The organism is Brachybacterium endophyticum (assembly GCF_003130585.1).
In the GTDB taxonomy this organism is placed as follows: Bacteria; Actinomycetota; Actinomycetes; order Actinomycetales; family Dermabacteraceae; genus Brachybacterium; species Brachybacterium endophyticum.
The window spans coordinates 136,827-158,516 of sequence record NZ_QFKX01000004.1; the positions used below are offsets into that span (position 1 = coordinate 136,827).

19 protein-coding genes are annotated in these 21,690 nt (G+C 71.5%); 4 read left to right on the forward strand and 15 right to left on the reverse strand.

Going from position 1 to position 21,690, the window contains the following annotated elements:
* Nucleotides 1–29 precede the first annotated feature (29 nt).
* The 12 genes from DEO23_RS11130 to DEO23_RS11185 all read right to left on the reverse strand — a co-directional run bounded on the left by DEO23_RS11130 (nucleotide 30) and on the right by DEO23_RS11185 (nucleotide 12,166).
* Entirely contained in the window at nucleotides 30–956 is a 927-nt protein-coding gene (locus DEO23_RS11130; protein ID WP_109276105.1) for a carbohydrate ABC transporter permease, read from the reverse strand.
* A complete protein-coding gene (locus tag DEO23_RS11135; protein ID WP_109276106.1) occupies nucleotides 953–1,924 on the reverse strand; it encodes a carbohydrate ABC transporter permease in 972 nt (323 codons plus the stop codon). The genes DEO23_RS11130 and DEO23_RS11135 overlap by 4 nt, the downstream gene beginning before the upstream one ends.
* Entirely contained in the window at nucleotides 1,921–3,294 is a 1,374-nt protein-coding gene (locus tag DEO23_RS11140) for an extracellular solute-binding protein (protein WP_109276107.1), read from the reverse strand. Before DEO23_RS11140 ends, DEO23_RS11135 begins: the two co-directional genes overlap by 4 nt.
* A gap of 71 nt (nucleotides 3,295–3,365) precedes the next feature.
* The gene (locus DEO23_RS11145; RefSeq protein WP_109276108.1) at nucleotides 3,366–4,007 is read right to left on the reverse strand and encodes a hypothetical protein; all 642 of its coding nucleotides are present in this window, start codon (nucleotides 4,005–4,007) and stop codon (nucleotides 3,366–3,368) included.
* Complete coding sequence (locus DEO23_RS11150; protein ID WP_109276109.1) at nucleotides 4,004–4,477, reverse strand: NUDIX hydrolase; 474 nt, start codon at nucleotides 4,475–4,477, stop codon at nucleotides 4,004–4,006. Before DEO23_RS11150 ends, DEO23_RS11145 begins: the two co-directional genes overlap by 4 nt.
* A 1-nt stretch (nucleotide 4,478) precedes the next feature.
* On the reverse strand, nucleotides 4,479–4,766 hold the full coding sequence (locus DEO23_RS11155) for a hypothetical protein (RefSeq protein ID WP_119724705.1): 288 nt from the start codon (nucleotides 4,764–4,766) through the stop codon (nucleotides 4,479–4,481).
* 144 nt (nucleotides 4,767–4,910) lie between these two features.
* Complete coding sequence (gene der, locus DEO23_RS11160; protein ID WP_109276282.1) at nucleotides 4,911–7,142, reverse strand: bifunctional cytidylate kinase/GTPase Der; 2,232 nt, start codon at nucleotides 7,140–7,142, stop codon at nucleotides 4,911–4,913.
* A 20-nt stretch (nucleotides 7,143–7,162) separates the two neighbouring features.
* Nucleotides 7,163–8,296 carry a prephenate dehydrogenase gene (locus DEO23_RS11165; RefSeq protein ID WP_109276111.1) on the reverse strand — a complete coding sequence of 378 codons (1,134 nt, stop codon included), beginning with the start codon at nucleotides 8,294–8,296 and terminating at the stop codon, nucleotides 7,163–7,165.
* A complete protein-coding gene (locus DEO23_RS11170) occupies nucleotides 8,293–9,165 on the reverse strand; it encodes a pseudouridine synthase (RefSeq protein WP_109276112.1) in 873 nt (290 codons plus the stop codon). Before DEO23_RS11170 ends, DEO23_RS11165 begins: the two co-directional genes overlap by 4 nt.
* On the reverse strand, nucleotides 9,165–10,037 hold the full coding sequence (locus DEO23_RS11175; RefSeq protein ID WP_109276113.1) for a ParA family protein: 873 nt from the start codon (nucleotides 10,035–10,037) through the stop codon (nucleotides 9,165–9,167). Before DEO23_RS11175 ends, DEO23_RS11170 begins: the two co-directional genes overlap by 1 nt.
* 130 nt (nucleotides 10,038–10,167) lie before the next feature.
* A complete protein-coding gene (locus DEO23_RS11180) occupies nucleotides 10,168–11,178 on the reverse strand; it encodes a site-specific tyrosine recombinase XerD (protein WP_109276114.1) in 1,011 nt (336 codons plus the stop codon).
* 28 nt (nucleotides 11,179–11,206) lie between these two features.
* Nucleotides 11,207–12,166, reverse strand: coding sequence for a heme o synthase (locus DEO23_RS11185; RefSeq protein WP_109276115.1), 960 nt, complete (start codon nucleotides 12,164–12,166; stop codon nucleotides 11,207–11,209).
* A 349-nt stretch (nucleotides 12,167–12,515) separates the two neighbouring features.
* Between DEO23_RS11185 and tkt the strand changes: the two genes are divergently transcribed.
* The 4 genes from tkt (at nucleotide 12,516) to pgl (ending at nucleotide 19,235) form a co-directional block, all read left to right on the forward strand.
* Nucleotides 12,516–14,615, forward strand: a complete 2,100-nt coding sequence (gene tkt / locus DEO23_RS11190) for a transketolase (RefSeq protein ID WP_109276116.1) — start codon at nucleotides 12,516–12,518, stop codon at nucleotides 14,613–14,615.
* Between the two features lie 154 nt (nucleotides 14,616–14,769).
* Nucleotides 14,770–15,882 carry a transaldolase gene (gene tal, locus DEO23_RS11195; protein ID WP_109276117.1) on the forward strand — a complete coding sequence of 371 codons (1,113 nt, stop codon included), beginning with the start codon at nucleotides 14,770–14,772 and terminating at the stop codon, nucleotides 15,880–15,882.
* A 120-nt stretch (nucleotides 15,883–16,002) separates the two neighbouring features.
* Nucleotides 16,003–17,538, forward strand: coding sequence for a glucose-6-phosphate dehydrogenase (gene zwf, locus DEO23_RS11200; protein WP_240613364.1), 1,536 nt, complete (start codon nucleotides 16,003–16,005; stop codon nucleotides 17,536–17,538).
* A complete protein-coding gene (pgl, locus tag DEO23_RS11205; RefSeq protein WP_109276119.1) occupies nucleotides 17,535–19,235 on the forward strand; it encodes a 6-phosphogluconolactonase in 1,701 nt (566 codons plus the stop codon). Before zwf ends, pgl begins: the two co-directional genes overlap by 4 nt.
* A gap of 79 nt (nucleotides 19,236–19,314) precedes the next feature.
* On the opposite strand, the gene secG is transcribed toward pgl, so the two are convergent.
* The 3 genes from secG to DEO23_RS11220 all read right to left on the reverse strand — a co-directional run bounded on the left by secG (nucleotide 19,315) and on the right by DEO23_RS11220 (nucleotide 21,682).
* Complete coding sequence (gene secG / locus DEO23_RS11210) at nucleotides 19,315–19,563, reverse strand: preprotein translocase subunit SecG (RefSeq protein ID WP_109276120.1); 249 nt, start codon at nucleotides 19,561–19,563, stop codon at nucleotides 19,315–19,317.
* Nucleotides 19,564–19,706: 143 nt separating this feature from the next.
* Nucleotides 19,707–20,483: a triose-phosphate isomerase gene (gene tpiA / locus DEO23_RS11215; RefSeq protein WP_109276121.1), complete on the reverse strand. Its 777-nt coding sequence runs from the start codon at nucleotides 20,481–20,483 to the stop codon at nucleotides 19,707–19,709.
* Complete coding sequence (locus tag DEO23_RS11220) at nucleotides 20,480–21,682, reverse strand: phosphoglycerate kinase (RefSeq protein WP_109276122.1); 1,203 nt, start codon at nucleotides 21,680–21,682, stop codon at nucleotides 20,480–20,482. Before DEO23_RS11220 ends, tpiA begins: the two co-directional genes overlap by 4 nt.
* Between the last annotated feature and the right edge of the window lie 8 nt (nucleotides 21,683–21,690).

Here is a 21,690-nt window from a genome sequence, read left to right on the forward strand (position 1 = left end):
GCGGGCTGTTCCGTGGTGCGCGCCCGCCCTCAGCCCTTCACACCACCGGCGGCGGCGAACCCGGTCCCCAGGCTGCGCCCGATGATCAGGTACAGCGCGACCACGGGCAGCGAGTAGAAGATCGAGAAGGCGGCGAGCTGGCCGTAGGCCACCTGTCCGTACTGGGAGGAGAACGTGTACAGGGTGACGGCCGCGGGGAGCTTGTCGGGGCTCAGCAGCAGCATGAAGGGCACGAAGAAGTTCCCCCACATGCCCACGAAGGTGAAGATCGTCGCCACCGACAGGCCCGAGCGCATGAGCGGCAGCACGACTGACCACAGCGTGCGCAGCACGCCCGCCCCCTCGGTCCACGCCGACTCCTCGATCTCCACGGGCACCGTGTCCATGAAGCCCTTGGTCAGGAAGATCGCGTACGGGAGGGACGAGGCGCCCAGGAACAGGATCGCACCGAACATCGAATCGACGAGGTTGACCTGCACGAACAGGGAGTACACCGGGATCATGATCGCCGTGATGGGCAGGCCGGTCGCGAAGATGATCGTCAGCAGCAGCGGACGCTTGGCGGCGAAGCGGTAGCGCGAGAAGGGGTAGGCGCACAGCACCGCGGCCACCATCGTCACGATGGTCGCCCCGCCGCACAGCAGCAGGGAGTTGCCCAGCGGCCGGAACGTGGTGTCGGCGTTCCAGATCGCCGCGAAGTTGCCCAGGCTCCAGTGCTCGGGCCAACTCACCGAGAGGGTCGCGTTCTCGTTGAACGAGGCCAGGACGACCCACAGCAGCGGGATCAGGAAGACCACGCCGATCACGATCATCACGATGCCCGAGGCCAGCTCGGTGGTCCGCTCCCGGGGGCCCTTGCCCCCGGTGCTGCGAGTACGCCGGGCGGGTGGGGTGGACGCCGTGGCGGTGGGGGGCGTGGCCCCCGTGGCGGAGGAGGCGTTCTCGGTGGTGGTCATCGCTTCTCCTCCTCGGGGAGCAGGCGGAGGTAGACGAGGGAGGCGGCAGCGCCGATGAGCAGCAGGAGCAGGGCGACGGCGGTGCCGTAGCCGAGCTGGCCGTAGGAGAAGGCCTGCTCGTACATGTACAGCGGCAGGGTCTGGCTCTTCCGGTCCGGCCCGCCGCCGGTCATGATGAAGATCAGGCCGAAGACCGAGAGTGTCTGCAGGGTGATCAGCATCAGGTTGGTCGCGATCGCGGGACGCAGCAGCGGCAGGGTGATCGAGAAGAAGCGCCGCATCGGTCCGGCTCCGTCCATCGACGCCGACTCCTGGATGTCACCGGGGATCGCGCCCAGGGCCGCCGAGTAGACGAGCATGGAGAACGCCGTGCCGCGCCACACGTTCGCGAAGCTCACCGCCACGATCGGTGCGCTGAACAGGAGCGTCTGCGGGGCGATCCCCACCAGGCCCAGCAGGCCGTTGAGGCTGCCGCCGTCGGAGAAGAAGGTGTAGAGCAGGTAGCCGGCGACGACCTCGGGCAGGATCCAGGCGGCGATCACGACCGAGGTGACCGCGAAGCTGATGGCCCTGTTCGACTTCTCCATCAGCAGGGCGAGCACGAGCCCCATCAGGTTCTGGCCGATCACGGCGGAGATCACCGTGAACACGATCGTGAGGACGACCGAGTTCCAGAAGTCGCCGTCGGTGAGGGCGTCGGTGAAGTTCTCGACGCCCACGAAGGACGTCTTCGAGGCGCCCTCCCCGCGGATCGCCTTGTCGGTGAACGCGAGGTAGAGCGAGTAGATGATGGGCCCGGCCATGAACAGCAGCAGGAGCAGGGCCGCGGGGATCATCGGGATCGTGCGGCGCAGCGAGAGGCGATCGCCGATGCCCGCAGGGCGACGACGCCGCGGGCGCACGGGCGCCGGGTCGGAGCGCTCGGGCGGATCCGGGCGTCGCGAGGTCGAGGGAGCGAGAGTGCTCATCGGGACTCCTCCTGGACGTTCTCGGGGCCGACGATGTCGGTGACCGCGGCGTCGTAGGCGGCCGCGGCCTCCTCCGGGGAGTCACCCGCGGTCATCACGGCCTCCATGGCCTCCTGGATCGCGGCGGAGACCTCGGGGTAGGCCGGGAGGGCGGGGCGGTAGTACGCCGTCGCCAGCAGGTCGGTGAAGAACTCGACCGAGGGCGCGTACTCCTGGTACTCCTTCTTCGCCGCGACGTCCTTGCGCACGGTGATGTGGTTGTCGGCGATGGCGAAGTCGAGCGAGTTCTGGGTCGAGGTCGCTGCTTCGATGAAGGCCCAGGCGGCCTTCTTGTCGCGGCAGTACTGGGGGATGGTCATCCCCCACCCGCCGGCGAGGGTGAGCGTGCCGGGGTCCTGGCCGTCCTTCGTCGGCATCTTCGCGAAGCCGATCTTCTCGGTCCACTCGGGCCACTCCCCCGGCGATCCCTTCGCCCAGTTCCTGGTATTCCAGGAGCCGTCGAGGATGATGCCGAGCTTCCCGGCGGGGAGCATCGTGGAGTAGATGCTCTCGCCGATGTTCGGGTCCAGGTGCTGGGAGACCGGCAGGGTCAACTCCTCGTCGAACATGGTCTTGAGCAGCCCGAGGGCGTCGACGAAGCCCTTCCCGCCCAGCACCCACTTCTTCGACTTCTCGTCGTACAGGCGCGACGTGGTGCCGTACAGGAGCATCTCGAAGCCCTGCATCGAGGCCTTCTCGCCCTGGGCCTTGCCGGAGAAGATGAACATCGGCGCGGCCTCGGAGTCCGAGTCCTTGATCGCGCGGGCGGCCTCGAGGATGTCGTCCCAGTTCCGCGGCTCCCAGGTGGTGGGCAGGCCCGCCTCCTCGAAGACGTCGCGGTGGTAGTAGAGGGCGCGGGTGTCGGTGGTCTGCGGGGTGCCGTAGACGTGTCCGTCCTCCGCGGTGAACGCGTCGCGGGAGGCCGGGGCGACGTCGTCCCAGTGCTCCCACGTCGCGATCTCCTCGTCCATCGGCTGCAGGTACCCCGCGCCGACGTCGGAGAGCATGATGAAGGAGTCCTCGTAGACGACGTCGGCCGACGTCCGCGGCGAGGACATCAGCAGCTCGTTCTTCGTGAAGTAGTCGTTCTCGGCGGCGACGATCGGCACCAGCTCGATGCTGAGGCCGGGATTGTCCTTCGTGAACGTCTTCGCGCTCGCGTTGAGCCAGTTCGAGAGCTGCGTTCCCGAGCCGAACTGCTGGTAGGCGATGCGCACGGTGCTGGGCCCCGAGGAGCCGGAGCAGGCTGCCAGTGGCAGGGCCACGGCGGCGCCCGCCGTGAACCGCAGCACGGTGCGTCGATCAGGGCGTCTGGGGCCCGAGGGGTCCATGGGGAAGGCTCCTCCGCGTCGAGGGTCTCGGTGCTCGCAGGAAAGCGGCACCGGGATCGGCGTGGCAAAGCTTACATGCGCGAGGCGGGCAGGAGACGATCGACGCGGACGTCCTGGGACGCGGCCGCGTCGGCGTAGCGCATCCCCTCGGGTACCTGCGCGATCTCGAACCACCAGGAGGCGCGCGGGACCAGGCGCACGTCGTGCCAGGGGACGTCGAAGCGCGGGTCCTGCCAGAGGGTCAGGGCGATCTCGGCGCGTCGGCCCGAGGCGTGCAGCACCAAGCGGCGCAGCTCGGGCAGCGAGTGCGGACTCGGACGGCAGGAGGCCGGGATGGCGACGCTCGCATCCAGCTGCAGCGGCCACCGGGTCTCCCCCCAGGCCAGCGTCGTGCGCCCGGTGCCGCCGAGCACCACGGCGGGGAGCCGGAGGTCGCCGGCCCGCACCGGTCGATGCTGCCCGTCCGCCGCGAGATCCAGCAAGCTGCGCTCGGTCCACGCACCGGGCAGCAGCAGCCGCCCGCCGACGCGCACCTCGACGAGGACGCCCTCGCCGAGGACCGAGAGGTGCTCGGCCGCCGCCTGGTCGCGCCCCCTGAGCTCGCGCAGGTCGAGCAGCACCCTCACCTCGGCGGCATCGCCCTCCCGTGCGGTCAGAGGGAGGCGCAGCACGTCCCCAGCACGCGCGACCCCGCGCTCCCGCGCCGCGCTCATGCGCGGAACGCCGCCTCGGCGCGCCCGGAGAGCGCGAGGTCGAGCTGCTCGCGGAATCGGCCGGGCATGTCCGGGAGCTCGTCGACCGGCGCCCAGCGCGCCTCCGTGTTCTCGCCGTCCGCCGGGAAGGGATCGCCCTCGACGTGCTCGAGCAGGAAGCACAGGTCCAGGTACTGGGCCCGGTCCCCGTTGGGGTAGGTCATCACGGGCAGGGTGCGCACCTCGAGCAGGCGCACGGGACGCGCGGTCACGTCGGCCTCCTCGGCGACCTCCCGCACGGCAGCCGCCGCCGGCTGCTCCCCCGGGTCGATGATGCCCGTGACGGGCGTCCACACACCGTTGTCGGTGCGCCGCACCACCAGCAGGTTCTCGTGGGCGCGATCCAGCACGATCGCGGTCACCCCTGACATCCACAGCAGGTCGTGACCGACCTTCTCGCGCAGGTCCAGGACGAACTCGGGGGTCGGCACCTCAGGCGGTCCCGTCTGCCCAGAACATCAGGCCGATCATCAGCGAGGGCACCAGGAACGAGGCGACGAGGAAGAGGACGATCAGGGCCGCGATGATGATCAGCGAGATCCAGCCCCAGCGCACCAGCGACCGTGCGGTGGTGGGCTGGTCCAGTTGGACCAGCGCGATGATGCCGAGGATCGTCGGGATCATGCCGCCGCACAGCGCACCCACGACGATCAGGACGATCGACTGGGTCTGGAGGGACGACCGCTCGGGGTACTGCACCGGCGCGGGCGCTCCCGGCATCGGCCCTCCGGGAGGCGAACCGGCCGGAGGAGGACCCCCGGGAGCAGCGCCCCCGGGAGCGGCGCCGCCGGGAGCGGCGCCGCCGGGAGGCGGGTCGGAGGGCATCTGCGGCGGGCCGCCATGGGGATCGCTCATGGCGCCAGCCTACGAGAAGCGCTTCTCGCGGATCCGCACGCCGATCTCGATCGGCGAGCCCGCGAACCCGAAGTCCTCCCGCAGGCGGCGCTCGATGAAGCGGCGGTACCCGTGCTCGAGGAAGCCGCTGGCGAAGATCACGATCCGTGGCGGACGGGTCCTCGCCTGGGTCGCGAAGAGGATCCTGGACTGCTTGCCACCGCGCAGCGGATGGGGGTGCGCGGCCACGATCGCGCCCAGGAAGGCGTTCAGTCGCGCGGTCGGCACACGGGTGTCCCACGAGTCCAGGGCCGTGCGCAGCGCGGGCACGAGCTTCTCGGCGTGGCGCCCGGTCTTCGCCGAGATGTTCACGCGCGGGGCCCAGGCAACGTGGGCGAGGTCCTTCTCGATCTCCCATTCGAGCTGACGGCGACGGTCCTCGTCGATCAGGTCCCACTTGTTGAAGGCCAGCACCAGCGCGCGACCGGACTCCAGCACCATGTCGATGATCTTGAGGTCCTGGGTCGAGATCGGCTCCGAGGCCTCCAGCAGCACCACGGCGACCTCCGCCCGATCGAGCGCCGAGCGGGTGCGCAGCGAGGCGTAGAAATCGGCGCCCTGGGACTGCAGGACCCGACGACGGATCCCCGCGGTGTCCACGAACGTCCAGGTCTGCCCGCCCAACTCGATCTTCTCGTCCACCGGGTCGCGGGTCGTCCCCGCCTCGTCGTCCACGACGACACGGACGCCGCCGGCCAGACGGTTCAGCAGGGAGGACTTGCCGACGTTGGGGCGCCCGAGAAGGGCGACCCGTCGCGGGCCGCTGTCCGGCGCCGCTCCGCGTCCTTCCTCGGGCAGCGCCTCGAGCACGGCGTCCAGCAGGTCGCCCGAACCGCGGCCATGGATCGCCGAGACCGGGTGGGGCTCGCCGAGCCCGAGGTTCCACAGGGCCGCGGCCTCGAGCTCGCCGCGCTCGTCGTCGACCTTGTTGGCGGTCAGGATCACGGGGCGGTCGGAGCGGCGCAGGACCTTCAGCAGCTGCTCGTCGGTGGTGGTGATGCCGACGTTCGCGTCGACCACGAACAGGACGGCGTCGGCCAGCTCGATCGCGACCTCGGCCTGCTCGGCGACGCGGTAGGAGATGCCCTGGACCTTGTCCTCCCAGCCGCCGGTGTCGACCAGCCAGAAGTCCCGTCCCGCCCACTCGGCCTCGTAGAAGACACGGTCGCGGGTGACTCCCGGGGTGTCCTCGACGACCGCCTCGCGGCGCCCGAGGATGCGGTTGACCAGGGTGGACTTCCCGACGTTGGGTCGACCGACGACGGCGAGCACCGGCAGGTTGCGGGCGGCCGGGGCCACCGGCAGGTCCGCGTCCTCGTCCTCCAGGAGGGCGAGGTCCTCGTCCTCCAGCGCGTAGTCCTCGAGCCCCGCGCGCCAGGCGCCGGCGATCTCCTCGTCCGACGGCGCGTCGGCGCCGGGTCCGGCCGTCGTGATCACCTCGGGCCCCTCGTCGTCCTCGTCCTGCCCGGCGGCCTCTGCCGCGTTCCGGGCGTGCGCGGCGTCGACGAGGGCGAGCACGCGCTCGAGCACCTCGTCGATGCCCAGCGCCGTGGTGTCGATCGGGGTGACGCCCTCGGCGGCGGTCAGGAACTCGGAGACGGCGGAGTCGTCGCGGTCGCGGCGCAGGACCTGGTCACGCATCTGCGCCTTCGAGGCCTCGGAGTCGTCGAGACCCAGCTCGGCGGCGCGGCGGGCCATCCGTGCCTCGTCGGAGGCGGTGAGCAGCACGCGGACGTCGGCGTCGGGAGCGACGACCGTGGTGATGTCGCGTCCCTCCGCGGCACACAGGCCGCGCGCGTCGGCGGTGGCGCGCAGGATCTCGCGCTGGCGCTGCTGCAGGACGGGACGCACGGCCGTGTTGGTGGCCACCGCGCTGACGCGGCTGCTGATCTCCGGGGTGCGGATCGCGGCGGTGATGTCGGTGCCGCGCACCGCGACGGTCGCCCCGTCGGGGTCGGTGCCCAGGTCCAGGTCGAGGCCGCGGGCCGCCTCGGCGACGGCATCGAGGTCCTCGAGGTCCACTCCGCGATCGAGGCAGTCCCAGGCCACGGCCCGGTACATCGCACCGGTGTCGAGGAAGCCACCGCCGGTGGTCTCGGCGATGCGGCGGGCGATGGTCGACTTCCCCGAGCCGGCGGGGCCGTCGATGGCGACGGTGACGCCGCGCTGCTCGGTCGCGGTCGGGTGCGCAGGGGACTCCATCACCTCAGGATACGGACAGCTCAGCCGTCGAGCACGCTCCATCCGCGCGCGGCGAGCTCCCTCGTGAGCAGATCCTCATGGCTGGGGATCACCGCGATGTGCGCGACGCCCACCCTCTGGCCCAGGGAGTGCTCGAGGTGGAGGTCCTCGAGGTTGACGCCGATCTGTCCGGTCTCCGTCAGCAGACGAGCGAGCTCGCCGGGGCTGTCGGGCACCATCACGGAGACCGTCGTGAAGGTGTCGGTGCCGCTGCCGTGCTTGCCGGGGATGCGATGCACCCCGCGGTTGCCGTCCGCGATCAGGGACGCCAGGCGGCGACGCGAGCCGACGCCCGGGTCTGGATCCGCCTCCATGGTGCGCAGCGCATCCTGGATCCCCTCGAGCCTCTCCCCCATCGTCTGCAGGACGGGCCTCAGGGCACGGGCGTTGGCACCGAGGATCTCGACCCACAGGCGCGGATCCGAGGCGGCGATGCGGGTGGTGTCGCGCAGGCCCTGGCCGGCGAGCTCGAGAGCCTGCTCGTCGGCCTCGAGCAGTCCGGTGGCCAGCAGGCTCGCCAGGACCTGCGGGGCGTGGGAGACCCGGGCGACCGCCTCGTCGTGGCGGGCCGCCTCCATCACCACCGGCAGGGACCCCAGCTCGGCGGCGATCTGCTGCAGGACCGCGATGTCGCGGCGCTCCGTGCCCTCGTGGGGGCAGATCACGAACGGCCGCCCCAGGAACAGGTCGGCGCGAGCGGCGATCACGCCCGAGACCTCGCGTCCGGCCATCGGATGGGCGCCCACGTAACGGGTGAGGTCCTGCTCGGTCAGCCGCCCCGCGGAGACCTCGCCCCGCAGGGACTCGAGGACCGCCCGCTTGACGCTCGCGACGTCGACCACGAGGGCCTCGGGGTAGCTGTGCAGGGCGTCGGCGACCAGGGACGCGGCGACGTCCGGCGGTGCCGCGACCAGCACCAGGGCGGGCGGGGCGTCCTCCTCCGTGCGGGGCCGACCGACGCCGAGCTCGACCGCCAGCGAGGTGGTGCCCGGGGAGACGTCCTGGACGTGCACCGTGACCCCCGCGGGGCCCAGCGCGAGCCCCAGGGAGCCGCCGATGAGCCCGGTCCCGATGATCAGCACGGGGCTGGGGAGATGAGGAGCCGTCGTGCTCACAGCCCGACCTCGGCCATCAGCGTGCCGAGCTCGCCCGCGGCGAGCTCGCGGGTCTCGCCCGGGGCCAGCTCCCCCAGCAGCACCGGGCCGATCCGGGTGCGCACGAGCGCGGTGAGCTCGAGGCCCTGCGAGGCGAACATCCGGCGCACGATGCGGTTGCGGCCCTCGTGCAGGGTCACCTCCACCACGGCCTCCCGGCCGTCGTGGGCGATCAGGCGGGCACGGTCGGCGCGGGCCGGCCCGTCCTCGAGCTCGACGCCCTCGCGCAGGGTCTTCAGCAGACCGCGGGGGAAGGCCCCGGTGAGATCGAAGCGGCACACGTACGTCTTCTCGACGTCGAAGCTGGGGTGGGTCAGCCGATGGGCGAGCTCGCCGTCGTTGGTCAGCAGCAGCAGCCCCTCGGTCTCGTAGTCGAGACGGCCCACGTGGTACAGCCGTTCGGGGAAGCGCTCGGTGAACTCGGTGAGGTCCCGCCGCCCCTCGGGGTCGTGCATCGCGCTGACCACGTGACGGGGCTTGTTCAGGGCGACGGTGCGGCGACTGTCGTCCAGCTGGAGGCGGCGCCCGTCGACATGGACGACCTGGCGGGAGGGGTCGATCCGCACCCCCTGCTCGAGGACGGTCTCGCCGTCGACGCTGACCCGTCCCTGGCCGATGATGGTCTCGCAGGCGCGGCGCGAGCCGAAGCCGGCCCGTGCGAGGACCTTCTGCAGGCGCTCGCGCGCCGGCTCCTCGGCGCCCGAGGAGGCGTCGGCCGACGGTGCCGCGTCCGCCTCCTGGGCCGCGCCCGAGCGCACCGTCCGGCCCTGGTCGTCGCGCAGGCGCACCGTTCTGGGCGGGGTGAACGCGCTGCGCCGGCGCCGGGCCATCAGGCCGCGCAGCCGCGGGCGACGAGTTCGCGCGCGAGCAGTCGGTAGGACTCCGCGCCCTTGGTGGAGGACGCGAACGAGGTGATCGGCTCCGCGGCGACCGAGGCGTCGGGGAACTTCACGGTGCGGTTGATGGTGGTGCGGAAGACCCGGTCGGGGAACGCCTCGACCACGCGCTGGCTGACCTCCCGGGCGTGCAGGGTGCGGGGGTCGAACATCGTGATCAGGATGCCGTCGATGTCCAGACGCGGGTTGATGCGGTCCTGGACCTTCTCGATGGTCTCCACCAGCAGCGCCACACCGCGCAGGGCGAAGTACTCGGCCTCCAGCGGGATGATCACGCCGTGGCTCGCCGCCAGGGCGTTCACGGTGAGCAGGCCGAGCGACGGCTGGCAGTCGATGATGATGACGTCGTACTCGTCCATCACCGGGCGCAGCACCCGGGCGAGGGCCATCTCGCGGGCGACCTCGTTGACCAGCTGCACCTCGGCCGCCGAGAGGTCGATGTTCGCCGGCAGCACGTCGAGGTCCTCGGTGGTGCTCGACTGGATCACGTCGTGCACGTCGTGGCTGCGGTCCATCAGCAGGTTGTAGACGGTGATGTCGAGCTCGTAGGGGTTCACGCCGGTCCCGGCCGACAGGGCGCCCTGCGGGTCGAGGTCCACCAGCAGCACCTTGCGACCCATCTCGGCGAGTGCCGCGCCGAGGTTGATGACGCTCGTGGTCTTCCCGACGCCGCCCTTCTGGTTGACCATCGAGATCACCCGGGCCGGCCCGTGGCTCTCGAGCGCCGGGGGCTCGGGGAAGTCCGGGAGCGGGAGACCCGTGGGTCCCAGGTCGATGTCCAGGGTCAACTTCGAGGAGTCGCTCACGTGGGGTTCCTGTCGTCTTCTCGTCCGGGCGTCGGTTCTCACCGCAGGTCTGTGCGCCACCGGTCCAGTGGGCGGGGCGTCCGCGGGGCTGGTCCGCCGTGCCGGCGGCGCCGGGGAGCGCCCCGCAAGTCTAAGCCCCCGAGCGCGTGCCGTGCCCCGGGGCGGTCCCGCGCGAGCGCGGGTGGGCGGCGGCGTGGGCCTCGCGCAGGGAATCGGCGGTCACCTGGGTGTACAGCTGGGTGGTGGTGACCGAGGCGTGCCCCAGCAGCTCCTGCACGGCGCGCACGTCCGCTCCCCCGTGCAGCAGATGCGTGGCGAAGGAGTGGCGCAGCGTGTGCGGCCCTATCGGCCCCTCGATCTCGGCATCGCCGGCGGCGCGCCGGATGATCTGCCAGGCGGCCTGACGGGTGAGGCGTCCTCCGCGCGACCCCAGGAAGATCGCCGGGGTGCCCTTCCCCCGCACGGCCAGGGAGGGCCTCGCACGGGTGAGATACGCCTCGAGGGCCTCGAGCGCGTAGCGGCCGACGGGCACCACCCGGTGCTTGTCGCCCTTGCCGCGCAGCACCGCTGAGCGCGCTGCCAGGTCGACGTCGTCGACGTCCAGGCCGATCGCCTCGGAGATGCGGGCGCCGAGCCCGTAGAGGACCTCGAGCAGTGCCCGGTCCCGCAGCGCCCGCTCGGTGGAGAACGAGCCGGTGCCCGGACGGCCCGCCGCCTCGAGCAGACGCGAGGCCTCCCCGACCGTGATCGGGTGGGGCAGGGTCCGCGGGCGCGAGGGGGCGGGGAGGCCCCGTGCGGGATCGCCGGTGCGCGAGCTGCGCTCGGCGTCGAGGAATGCGTGGAGCCCGCGCACGGCCGCGAGGGCCCGCGCCGCGCTGGAGGCGGCGAGCGGGGTTCCGCCGTCGCCCCCGGAGCGGATCGTGCGCAGGTGCGCCGTCACGTCCTGCGCGTCGACCGCCGCGACGTCGGTCCCGGTCTCGGCGAGACGGCGCAGATAGCGCGTGAGGTCGCGCCGGTAGGCGGCCAGGGTGTTCGCCGACAGCCCGCGCTCGATGCGGAGGTGGCTGAGGTACTGCTCGAGGACGCGACGGTCGCCGTCGCGAAGACCGTCGGCGGCCGGGTGCGAGGTCTCGGTGCTCATCGCAGGAGCAGGGGCGCCGCGGCGGCCCTCAGAAGCGGACGAACGGGTCGATCGCCAGGGCCACGAACAGCAGCGTGAGGTAGGTGATGGATCCGTGGAAGACGACCATCGGGCCGAGGGCCTTCCCGGTCATCCCCCGGTGGGTGCGCAGCGCGTAGCGGATCACGAGGAACAGGAACCAGGCGCCGGAGGCGACCGCCGCGACCCCGTACACCCAGCCGGTGTGGCCGAGCGGGATGATCGCGAGGCTCGAGGCGATCATCGCCACCGTGTGCCCGATCATCTGGTGGGCGACGTTCTCGCGCGAGCTCACCACGGGCAGCATCGGCACGCCCGCGGTCTCGTAGTCCTTCGTGAACTTCTCGGCGAGCGGCCAGTAGTGCGGCGGGGTCCAGAAGAAGATCACCAGGAACAGCAGGAAGGCGGTCCACGAGACGGTGCCGGTGACGGCGGACCAGCCGATCAGCACGGGCATGCAGCCGGCGACCCCTCCCCAGACGATGTTCTGGGAGGTGCGGCGCTTGAGGAAGAGCGTGTAGAAGACGACGTACAGCAGGATCGCGGCGATCGCGAGGACGGCCGAGGCCCAGTTGACGAGCAGCCCGAGCCAGAGGGCGGAGGCGATCGAGAGGGCGACGCCGAAGACCACCGCCGCGCGCGGGCTGACCTCGCCGGTGACGATGGGGCGGTTCCGCGTGCGCTTCATCTTCGCGTCGATGTCGCGATCGAAGTACATGTTCAGCGTGTTCGCGCCGCCCGCGGCGAGGTAGCCGCCCACCATCGTGTCGAGGATCAGCAGGGGGTGCGGGAACCCACCGGCCGCGAGGAACATGGTGGGGATCGTCGTGATCAGCAGCAGCTCGATGATCCGCGGCTTCGTCAGGGCCAGGTAGGCCCGGAGGGTGCCGGCGACGGTGCGCGGAGCCCTGGGTGCACTGACGCTGCGCCGGGCTGTCCCGGCAGCGGGGGTGCCGTGGGGTGCGGTCACCGTCCACCGTCCTTCCTGGTGTTCCGGGCGCCTCTGCGTCCAGGGGGCGAACACGCTCGATCCTACCGGCCCGCCGGACCACGCGGCCCCGGGACGGGAGTGGGGCGCGCCGCACCGCGTGCCGCTCGTCACCTCCCGACATCACCGCGTGCCCGCGACCCGTTGCCCGGACCGTGACCGTCCACGACCCCCATGACGAGGCTCACCGGGAATTCGCCCAGCGCGAGCGCCCGGCTGCCCCTGGCCACGGGGCAGGGCGATAGGATCGAGGGGTCACTGAGAGGCGCGACCCGGGAAGCGGGCGACGCGAGCCTCTCAATGCCGCTCCTGACGGAAGGAAGAATCACTCGTGAGCGAATCGTTCAAGGGAATCGACGGCTGGTCGGACGTGGACAAGCGCGCGATCGACACCGTGCGCACCCTGGCCGCCGACGCGGTCCAGAAGGTCGGCAACGGCCACCCGGGCACGGCGATCAGCCTCGCCCCCGCGGCCTACCTGCTCTACCAGGACATCATGCGCCACGACCCCTCGGACACCGAGTGGCTCGGCCGTGACCGCTTCGTGCTCTCCGCGGGCCACTCGAGCCTGACCCAGTACATCCAGCTGTACCTGGGCGGCTTCGGCCTCGAGCTCGAGGACATCGAGGCGCTGCGCACCTGGGGCTCCAAGACCCCCGGCCACCCCGAGGTCGGCCACACCAAGGGCGTGGAGACCACCACCGGGCCGCTCGGCCAGGGCCTGGCCACCGCGGTCGGCATCGCCATGGCCCAGCGCCGCGAGCGCGGCCTGTTCGATCCCGAGGCCCCCGCGGGCGAGAGCCCCTTCGATCGCTTCACCTACGTGATCGCCTCCGACGGCGACATGCAGGAGGGCGTGACCAACGAGGCCTCCTCGATCGCGGGCACCCAGGAGCTCGGCAACCTGATCGTCCTGTGGGACGACAACGACATCTCGATCGAGGGCCACACCGACATCGCCTTCACCGAGGACACCGCCGCCCGCTACGAGGCGCTGGGCTGGGACGTCCACCACGTGGACTGGACCAACGGCGGCACCGAGTACGTCGAGGACGTCGCCGCCCTGAAGTCGGCGATCGAGGCCGCGCAGAAGACCACGGACAAGCCGTCCTTCATCGCTCTGCGCACCGTCATCGCCTGGCCCGCCCCCACCAAGCAGGGCACCGGCGCCGCCCACGGCGCCGCGCTGGGCGACGACGAGGTCCAGGGGCTGAAGAAGGCCCTCGGCCTGGATCCGGAGAAGACCTTCGACGTCTCCGAGGACGTCCTCTCCCGCACCCGCGAGCTGGTCGACCGCGGCCGCGAGGCCCACAGCGCCTGGGACGAGAAGATCGCCACCTGGCGTGAGGCCAACGCCGAGCGCGCGGCCCTGCTGGACCGGCTGGTCGCCGGGGACCTCCCCGACGGCTGGGCCGACGCCCTGCCGGTGTTCGAGTCCGACGCCAAGGGCCTCGCGACCCGCGCCGCCTCGGGCAAGGTGCTGAACTCGCTGGCGCCCGTGCTGCCCGAGCTGTGGGGCGGCTCCGCCGACCTCGCCGGCTCGAACAACACCACCATGGACGGCGAGCCCTCCTTCATCCCCTCCGAGCGCTCCACCAAGGAGTTCTCCGGCGATGAGTACGGCCGCACCCTGCACTTCGGCATCCGCGAGCACGCGATGGGCGCGATCCTCTCGGGGATCAACCTGGACCGGCTCACCCGGGCCTACGGCGGCACGTTCCTCCAGTTCGCCGACTACATGCGCGGCGCCGTGCGCCTGTCGGCGCTGATGGGCGTGGACAACATCTTCGTGTGGACCCACGACTCCATCGGCCTCGGTGAGGACGGTCCGACCCACCAGCCCGTCGAGCACCTCGCCGCGCTGCGGGCGATCCCCGGTCTCGCCGTCGTCCGCCCAGCGGACGCCAACGAGACCGCCGCCGCCTGGAAGGCGACGCTCGAGCACCGCGACGGGCCCGTGGGCCTGGTCCTGAGCCGCCAGGCGATGCCCACGCTGGACCGCTCGGAGTACGCGAGCGCCGACGGCCTCGCCAAGGGCGGCTACGTCCTCAAGGACGCCTCGAACGGCTCGCCCGACGTCGTCCTCATCGGCACCGGCTCCGAGCTGCAGTACGCCGTCGAGGCGCAGAAGCAGCTCGAGGAGGCCGGCACCCCCACCCGCGTGGTCTCGATGCCCTCGGTCGAGTGGTTCGAGGCGCAGGACGAGTCCTACCGCGAGTCGGTCCTCCCCCGCGCCGTGCGCGCCCGGGTGACCGTCGAGGCGGGCATCGCCCAGTCCTGGTACAAGTACCTGGGCGACGCCGGTCGAGCGGTGAGCCTCGAGCACTACGGCGCCTCCGCGGACGCGGCCACGCTGTTCCGCGAGTACGGCTTCACGGCCGACGCGGTCGTGGCCGCCGCGAAGGAGTCGATCGAAGCCGCACGTAGCTGATCCGCCGACGGGGGCGGGGCCCACGGGTCCCGCCCCCGTTCCACGCCGCGCCCGAGAGCACTGCCCGCCCGCGCGGCGCCTCCCCGGTCACAGCACCGGGGACGCATCATCCCGTCGATCGCATCGGCGCCCCGCGCCGAGGAAGGTTCATCCCATGACCCAGAACACCCGTACCCAGGCCCTCACCGACGCCGGCGTCTCCATCTGGCTCGACGACCTGTCCCGCGGCCGTCTGACCTCGGGCAACCTGCAGGAGCTCGTGGACACCAAGAACGTCGTGGGCGTCACCACGAACCCCTCGATCTTCCAGGCCGCGATCTCCGGCGCCCAGGACTACGACGCCGACATCACGGCGCTGGCGAAGGAGGGCAAGGACGTCGACGACGTCGTCGAGAAGCTGACGACGGACGACGTGCGCAACGCCGCCGACCTGTTCGCGCCCATCTACGAGGCGACGGACGGCCAGGACGGCCGCGTCTCGATCGAGGTCGACCCCCGTCAGGCCCACGCGACCGAGCGCACGATCGAGCAGGCCAAGCGCCTCAGCGAGATCGTCGACCGCCCGAACGTCATGGTCAAGATCCCCGCGACCAAGGCCGGCCTGCCGGCGATCACCGAGGTGATCGGTGCGGGCATCAGCGTCAACGTGACCCTGATCTTCTCCGTGGACCGCTACAGCGAGGTCATCGACGCCTACCTCGCCGGCCTCGAGAAGGCCGACGCCGCGGGCATCGACCTCTCCGGCATCCGCTCCGTCGGCTCGTTCTTCATCTCGCGCTTCGACAGCGAGATCGACGCGCGACTGGAGAAGCTCGGCGGCGACGCCCTCGAGCTGCGCGGCAAGGCGGGCGTCGCCAACGCGCGCGTCGCCTTCGGCCTGTACCTCGAGAAGTTCTCCTCGGAGCGCTTCGCCGCCCTCGAGGCCAAGGGGGCGCACGTCCAGCGCGCCCTGTGGGCCTCCACCGGCGTGAAGAACCCCGAGTACGCCGACACCATGTACGTCGACCAGCTGGTCGCCTCCCCCACCGTCAACACGATGCCGGAGAAGACCCTCGACGCCGTCGCGGACCACTCGGAGCCCGGCGCCGCCCTGGACGCCTCCACCGCCGAGGCCTCGGCACAGGACCTCGAGAAGATCGCCGCCGCCGGCGTCGACCTCGACGACGTGTACGCGGTCCTCGAGCGCGAGGGCGTGGAGAAGTTCGAGAAGGCCTGGAACGAGCTCCTCGAGACCGTCTCGGCCTCGATCGCCTCCGCCACCGCCTGACCCACCCCGCCGACGCGCGGGTCCCTGCTCCGTGCAGGGACCCAGCGCCGGTCCTGACTCCATCGAGCACCCGGCGGAGCCGCTCCCTCGGCGGCTCCGCCCCGTGCCGGAAGGACCATCGTGAACACGACCCCCACCCCGCGCAATCCGCTGCGCGACCCCCGTGACCGGCGTCTGCCGCTGATCGCGGGCCCGAGCTCGATGGTGATGTTCGGCGTCACCGGAGACCTGGCGCGCAAGAAGCTGCTGCCGGCGATCTACGACCTCGCCAACCGCGGCCTGCTGCCGCCCGCCTTCGGTCTGGTCGGCTACGGCCGCCGCGACTGGAGCCACGAGGACTTCGCCGAGTACGTCCGCAAGAGCGTCTCCGAGCACGCCCGCACCGAGTTCAACGAGGCCACCTTCGAGCAGCTGCGCGGCGGCCTGCGCTTCGTCACCGGCACCTTCGACGACTCCGCGGCCTTCGAGAAGCTCACCGAGGTCGTCGGCGAGCTCGACCGCACGCGGGGCACCGGCGGCAACCACGCCTTCTACCTGTCGATCCCGCCGGACGCCTTCCCGCAGGTGTGCTCGCAGCTGGCGAACTCCGGTCTGAACACCCCTCGGGACGGCTCCTGGCGCCGCGTGGTCATCGAGAAGCCCTTCGGGCACGACCTGGAGTCGGCCAAGGAGCTCAACGACGTCGTGGAGAAGGTCTTCCGCCCGGAGGACGTCTTCCGCATCGACCACTACCTGGGCAAGGAGACCGTCCAGAACATCCTGGCGTTCCGCTTCGCCAACCAGATGTTCGAGCCCATCTGGAGCGCGAACTACGTCGACCACGTGCAGATCACGATGGCCGAGGACATCGGCATCGGCTCGCGCGCGGGCTACTACGACGGCATCGGCACCGCCCGGGACGTGATCCAGAACCACCTGCTCCAGCTGCTCGCCCTCACGGCCATGGAGGAGCCCATCTCCTTCGACGCCAAGGAGCTGCGCACGGAGAAGGAGAAGGTGCTCGAGGCCATCTCGCTGCCCGAGGACCTCTCGCTGCACACCGCCCGCGGCCAGTACGTGGCGGGCCTGCAGGGCGGCGAGGAGGTGGGCGGCTACCTCCAGGAGGACGGCATCCCCGCCGACTCCACGACCGAGACCTTCGCCGCGATGCGCCTGGACGTGAACACCCGCCGCTGGGCCGGCGTCCCGTTCTACCTGCGCGCCGGCAAGCGCCTGGGGCGCCGCGTCACCGAGATCGCCGTGGTCTTCAAATCCGCCCCGTTCCTGCCCTTCTCCTCGACGGACACCGCCGACCTGGGGCAGAACGCGATCGTGATCCGCGTGCAGCCCGACGAGGGCGTGACCATGCGCTTCGGCTCCAAGGTCCCCGGCACCCAGATGGAGGTGCGGGACGTGAACATGGACTTCCAGTACGGCTCCTCCTTCACCGAGGAGTCCCCGGAGGCCTACGAGCGCCTGATCCTGGACATGCTGCTGGGTGACCCGCCGCTGTTCCCGCGTCAGCGCGAGGTCGAGCTCAGCTGGGAGATCCTTGACCCGATCACCGAGTACTGGGCGCAGAACCTTCCCCCCGCTCCGTACCGTCCCGGCACCTGGGGCCCGGAGACCGCCAACGAGATGCTCGCGCGCGACGGGCGCGCCTGGAGGCGACCGTGATCACCACACTGAACGAGACCACCAGCTCGGCCATCTCGAAGAAGATGACCGAGATGCGCGAGACCTTCGGCGCCACGACGCTGGGCAGCGTTCTCACGCTGATCATCGTCGCGACCGGCGAGGACATCGACGCGCCCCTGGAGGCGGCCGTCCGCGCCAGCCACGAGCACCCCAGCCGGGTGATCGTGGTCGACGCCGACACCGACGAGCCCACCGGTCTGGACGCGGAGATCCGCGTGGGGCGCGACGCGGGGGCCGGCGAGATCGTCATCCTGCGTGCCCGCGGGGAGACCATGTCCAGCCTGGACACGCTGATCAACCCGCTGCTGCTCCCGGACTCCCCGATCGTCACCTGGTGGCCGGAGGACGCTCCTTCCTCCCCCGTCCACGACGTGCTGGGGTCGATCTCGCAGCGTCGGATCACCGACGCCGCCTCGAGCTCCGACCCGGTCGCGAGCCTGAAGCGGCTGCGTCGCGGCTACGCGAGCGGCGACTCGGACCTCTCGTGGGCCCGCCTGACCCGGTGGCGCGGGCTCGTGGCGACGGCCTACGAGGCCCCGCCCGTCGGCCTGCCCCAGCGCGTCACCGTGCACGGGTCGAAGAAGGATCTCACGGTGCGCCTGCTCGCCGCCTGGCTGGCTCTCGAGCTGGGTGTCGACGTGAAGGTCGAGAACACGCCCGATGCCCCGGCCGGGCCCCAGGCCGTCGTCCTCGAGCGGGAGGACGACACCGTCGAGCTGCGCCGCGGCGAGGGCGATGCGGTCGTCATCTCCCTGCCCGGGGACCAGGAGGACCAGACGGTCCCGATGCCCGAGCGCTCGCTCTACGAGCTGCTGGCGGAGGAGCTGCGTCGCCTGGATCCCGACGAGGTCTACGGCGAGGCCCTCGCCCAGGCCTTCTCCAAGGTCGAGGACGCCTCCACCTTCGCCAAGGACAAGCCCGAGCCGACCGATGCCGTCTCGGAGTCCCTGGAGGCGGCGGCCGTGCGCGCGGCGGACGACGTCGCGGCGCATCTGGCCGAGGCGATCTCCGCACGCGGCGAGGCGCACCTCGTCGTCACCGGCGGCACCATCGGCACCGCGACTGCCGAGGCCCTCCCCGCGGCCTTCAGCGAGCACGAGGTCGACCCCGAGGCCGTCCACGTCTGGTGGGGCGACGAGCGGTTCGTCGACGCCGAGTCGGAGGATCGCAACCACCAGGCCGTGCGCACGGGCTTCCTCGAGAAGATCGCCTTCGCCTCCGGGAAGCTGCACCCGATCCCCTCGACCTCGAGCGGCATGTCGCTGGACGAGGCAGCCGCCTGGTACGGCCAGGAGCTCGACCGGGCCGGCGGCGACCGACCGTTCCGCACGCGCGGAGAGGCCTTCTTCGACGTGCTGCTGCTGGGCGTCGGGCCCGACGGGCACATCGCCTCGCTGTTCCCGCGCCACCCCTCGCAGCAGCTGGACGGGGCGAGCGCGGTCGCGGTCGTGGACTCCCCGAAGCCCCCGCCGCTGCGGATCTCGCTGACCTGGCCGGTGCTGAACTCGTCGCGTCACGTGGCGCTGCTCGCCGCCGGCGAGGGCAAGGCGCAGGCCGTGGCCGACGCCCACCGCGGCATCGCCCCGTGGGAGGTGCCAGCCTCCTCGGTGCGCGGGCTCGAGACCACGACGTGGTACCTGGATGCGGCAGCGGCAGGAGACGCGGCAGCGTCCTGAGGTCCCCGCACGAAGAGAAGCGGCCGGGAGGAGCAGTGCTCCTCCCGGCCGCTTTCTCGTGCGCCGTGCGGCGCGGATGTCACATGAAGCGCTCGATCACTCCGAGCCCGACGGCCGCGGCACCGAAGACGATGCCGAGGGTGACGGTCAGACGGTCGAGGTTGCGCTCGGCGACTCCCGAGGCGCTCGCGCTCGAGGAGACGCCGCCGCCGAACATGTCCGACAGGCCGCCGCCCTTGCCGCGGTGCAGAAGCACCAGCAGGATCACCAGCACGCCGGTGATCCCGAGGACGATCTGCAGGATGATCTTCAGCAGGTTGAGGTCCACGTGGGCGACCCTCCTCACGGGTACGAAAGACTGCGCCAGGATACGGCACGGGGCGGGCCCCGGTCCGGACCCGCCCCTGCGGATGTGAGCTGTTCGGCGCGGGGGACGCGACCTCCTCGGCCCCTCCCCCGCGCCCCAGGCGCTCAGGCCTCCAGGTACCGCACGATCTTCGCGAACTCGTCGGCCTTCAGCGAGGCCCCACCCACGAGGGCGCCGTCGACATCGGGCTTGGTCATCAGCTCGGCGACGTTCGAGGACTTCACCGAGCCGCCGTAGAGGACGCGGACGGCGTCGGCGGCCGCCTCGCCGTGGGCGGTGCGCACCCAGTCGCGGATCGCTCCGCAGACCTCCTGCGCATCGTCCGGGGTCGCGACCTCGCCGGTGCCGATGGCCCACACGGGCTCGTAGGCGACGACCAGCGAGCCGACCTGCTCGGCGGAGAGCCCCTCGAGGCCGCCCTCGAGCTGGGCGAGGGTGTACTCGACCTGCTTGCCGGCCTTGCGCTCCTCGAGCGGCTCGCCGACGCACAGGATCGGGGTGAGTCCGCCGTCGAGAGCGGCCTTCACCTTGGCGTTGGTGACCTGCTCGGTCTCGCCGTGGTACTCGCGGCGCTCGGAGTGCCCGACGGTCGCGTAGCTCGCGCCGAGGGCGGAGAGCATCGACGCGGAGACCTCGCCGGTGTAGGCACCGGACTCGTGGGCGGAGATGTCCTGCGAGCCGTAGCCGATCGGGAGCTTGCCCGCGTCCACGGCGGTCTGCACGGTGCGCAGGTCGACGAAGGGCGGCAGCACGACGGCCTCGACGGCCGAGGTGTCCAGGCCCTTGAGGGCGTCGCCGAGGTCCTCGACGAGCGAGAGCCCCTGCTTCCAGTCGAGGTTCATCTTCCAGTTGCCCGCCATCAGCGGGGTGCGGGTGGTCATGCGTGGTCCTCCTCGAGGATGGCGATGCCCGGCAGCTCCTTGCCCTCGATCAGCTCGAGGCTCGCACCGCCGCCGGTGGAGATGTGCGAGAAGGCGTTCTCGTCGAAGCCCAGGGTGCGCACGGCCGCGGCGGAGTCGCCGCCGCCGATCACGGTGTAGCCCTCGGCGTCCGCGAGCGAGCGTGCCACGGACTCCGTGCCCTTGGCGAAGGTCGGGAACTCGAAGACGCCCATCGGGCCGTTCCAGAACACGGTGGCCGCATCGGCGATCTTCTCGCCGAACAGCTTCGCGGTCTCGGGACCGATGTCCATGCCCTCCTGATCGGCCGGGATGGAGTTCGAGGCGACCACGGTGGGCTCGGCGTCGTTCGAGAACTCCGCCGCCACGACGGTGTCCACCGGCAGCACGAGCTCGACGCCGTTCTGCTCGGCGGTCTCGAGGTACTGGCGCACGGTGTCCACGCGCTCCTCGTCCAGGAGCGACGTGCCGACCTCCAGGCCCTGGGCCTTGAGGAAGGTGTAGGCCATGCCGCCGCCGATGAGGAGGCGATCGGCCTTGGTCAGCAGGTTCTCGATGACACCGAGCTTGTCGGCGATCTTCGCGCCGCCGAGGACGACCACGAAGGGGCGCTCGGGATCGTCGGTCACCTTGCGCAGGGCCTCGACCTCGGCGTTCACCAGCTCCCCGGCGGCCGCGGGCAGCAGCTCCGCGAGCTCGTACACGGAGGCCTGCTTGCGGTGGACCACGCCGAAGCCGTCGGAGACGAAGGCGTCGCCCAGGGCCGCCAGGCCCTCGGCGAAGGCGCGGCGCTCGTCCGCGTCCTTCGAGGTCTCGCCGGCGGCGAAGCGCAGGTTCTCGAGCACGGCGACCCCGCCGTCCACGAGGCCCTCGACGGCCTCGCGCGCGCTCGCGCCCACGGTGTCGGTCGCGAACGCGATGTCCTGGCCCAGCAGCTCGCCGAGACGGGCCGCCACGGGCTGCAGCGAGTACTTCTCCTCGCGGGTGCCCTTGGGGCGTCCCAGGTGGGAGATGACGACGACCCGGGCGCCGGCGTCCTTGAGCCGGGTGAGGGTGGGCAGAGCGGCGCGGATGCGGCCGTCGTCGGTGATGGTGGTGCCGTCCAGCGGCACGTTGAGGTCGGCGCGGACGATGACCCGCTTGCCGGTCAGGTCGCCGAGCGACTCGATGGTCTTCAGCACGGGGTTAC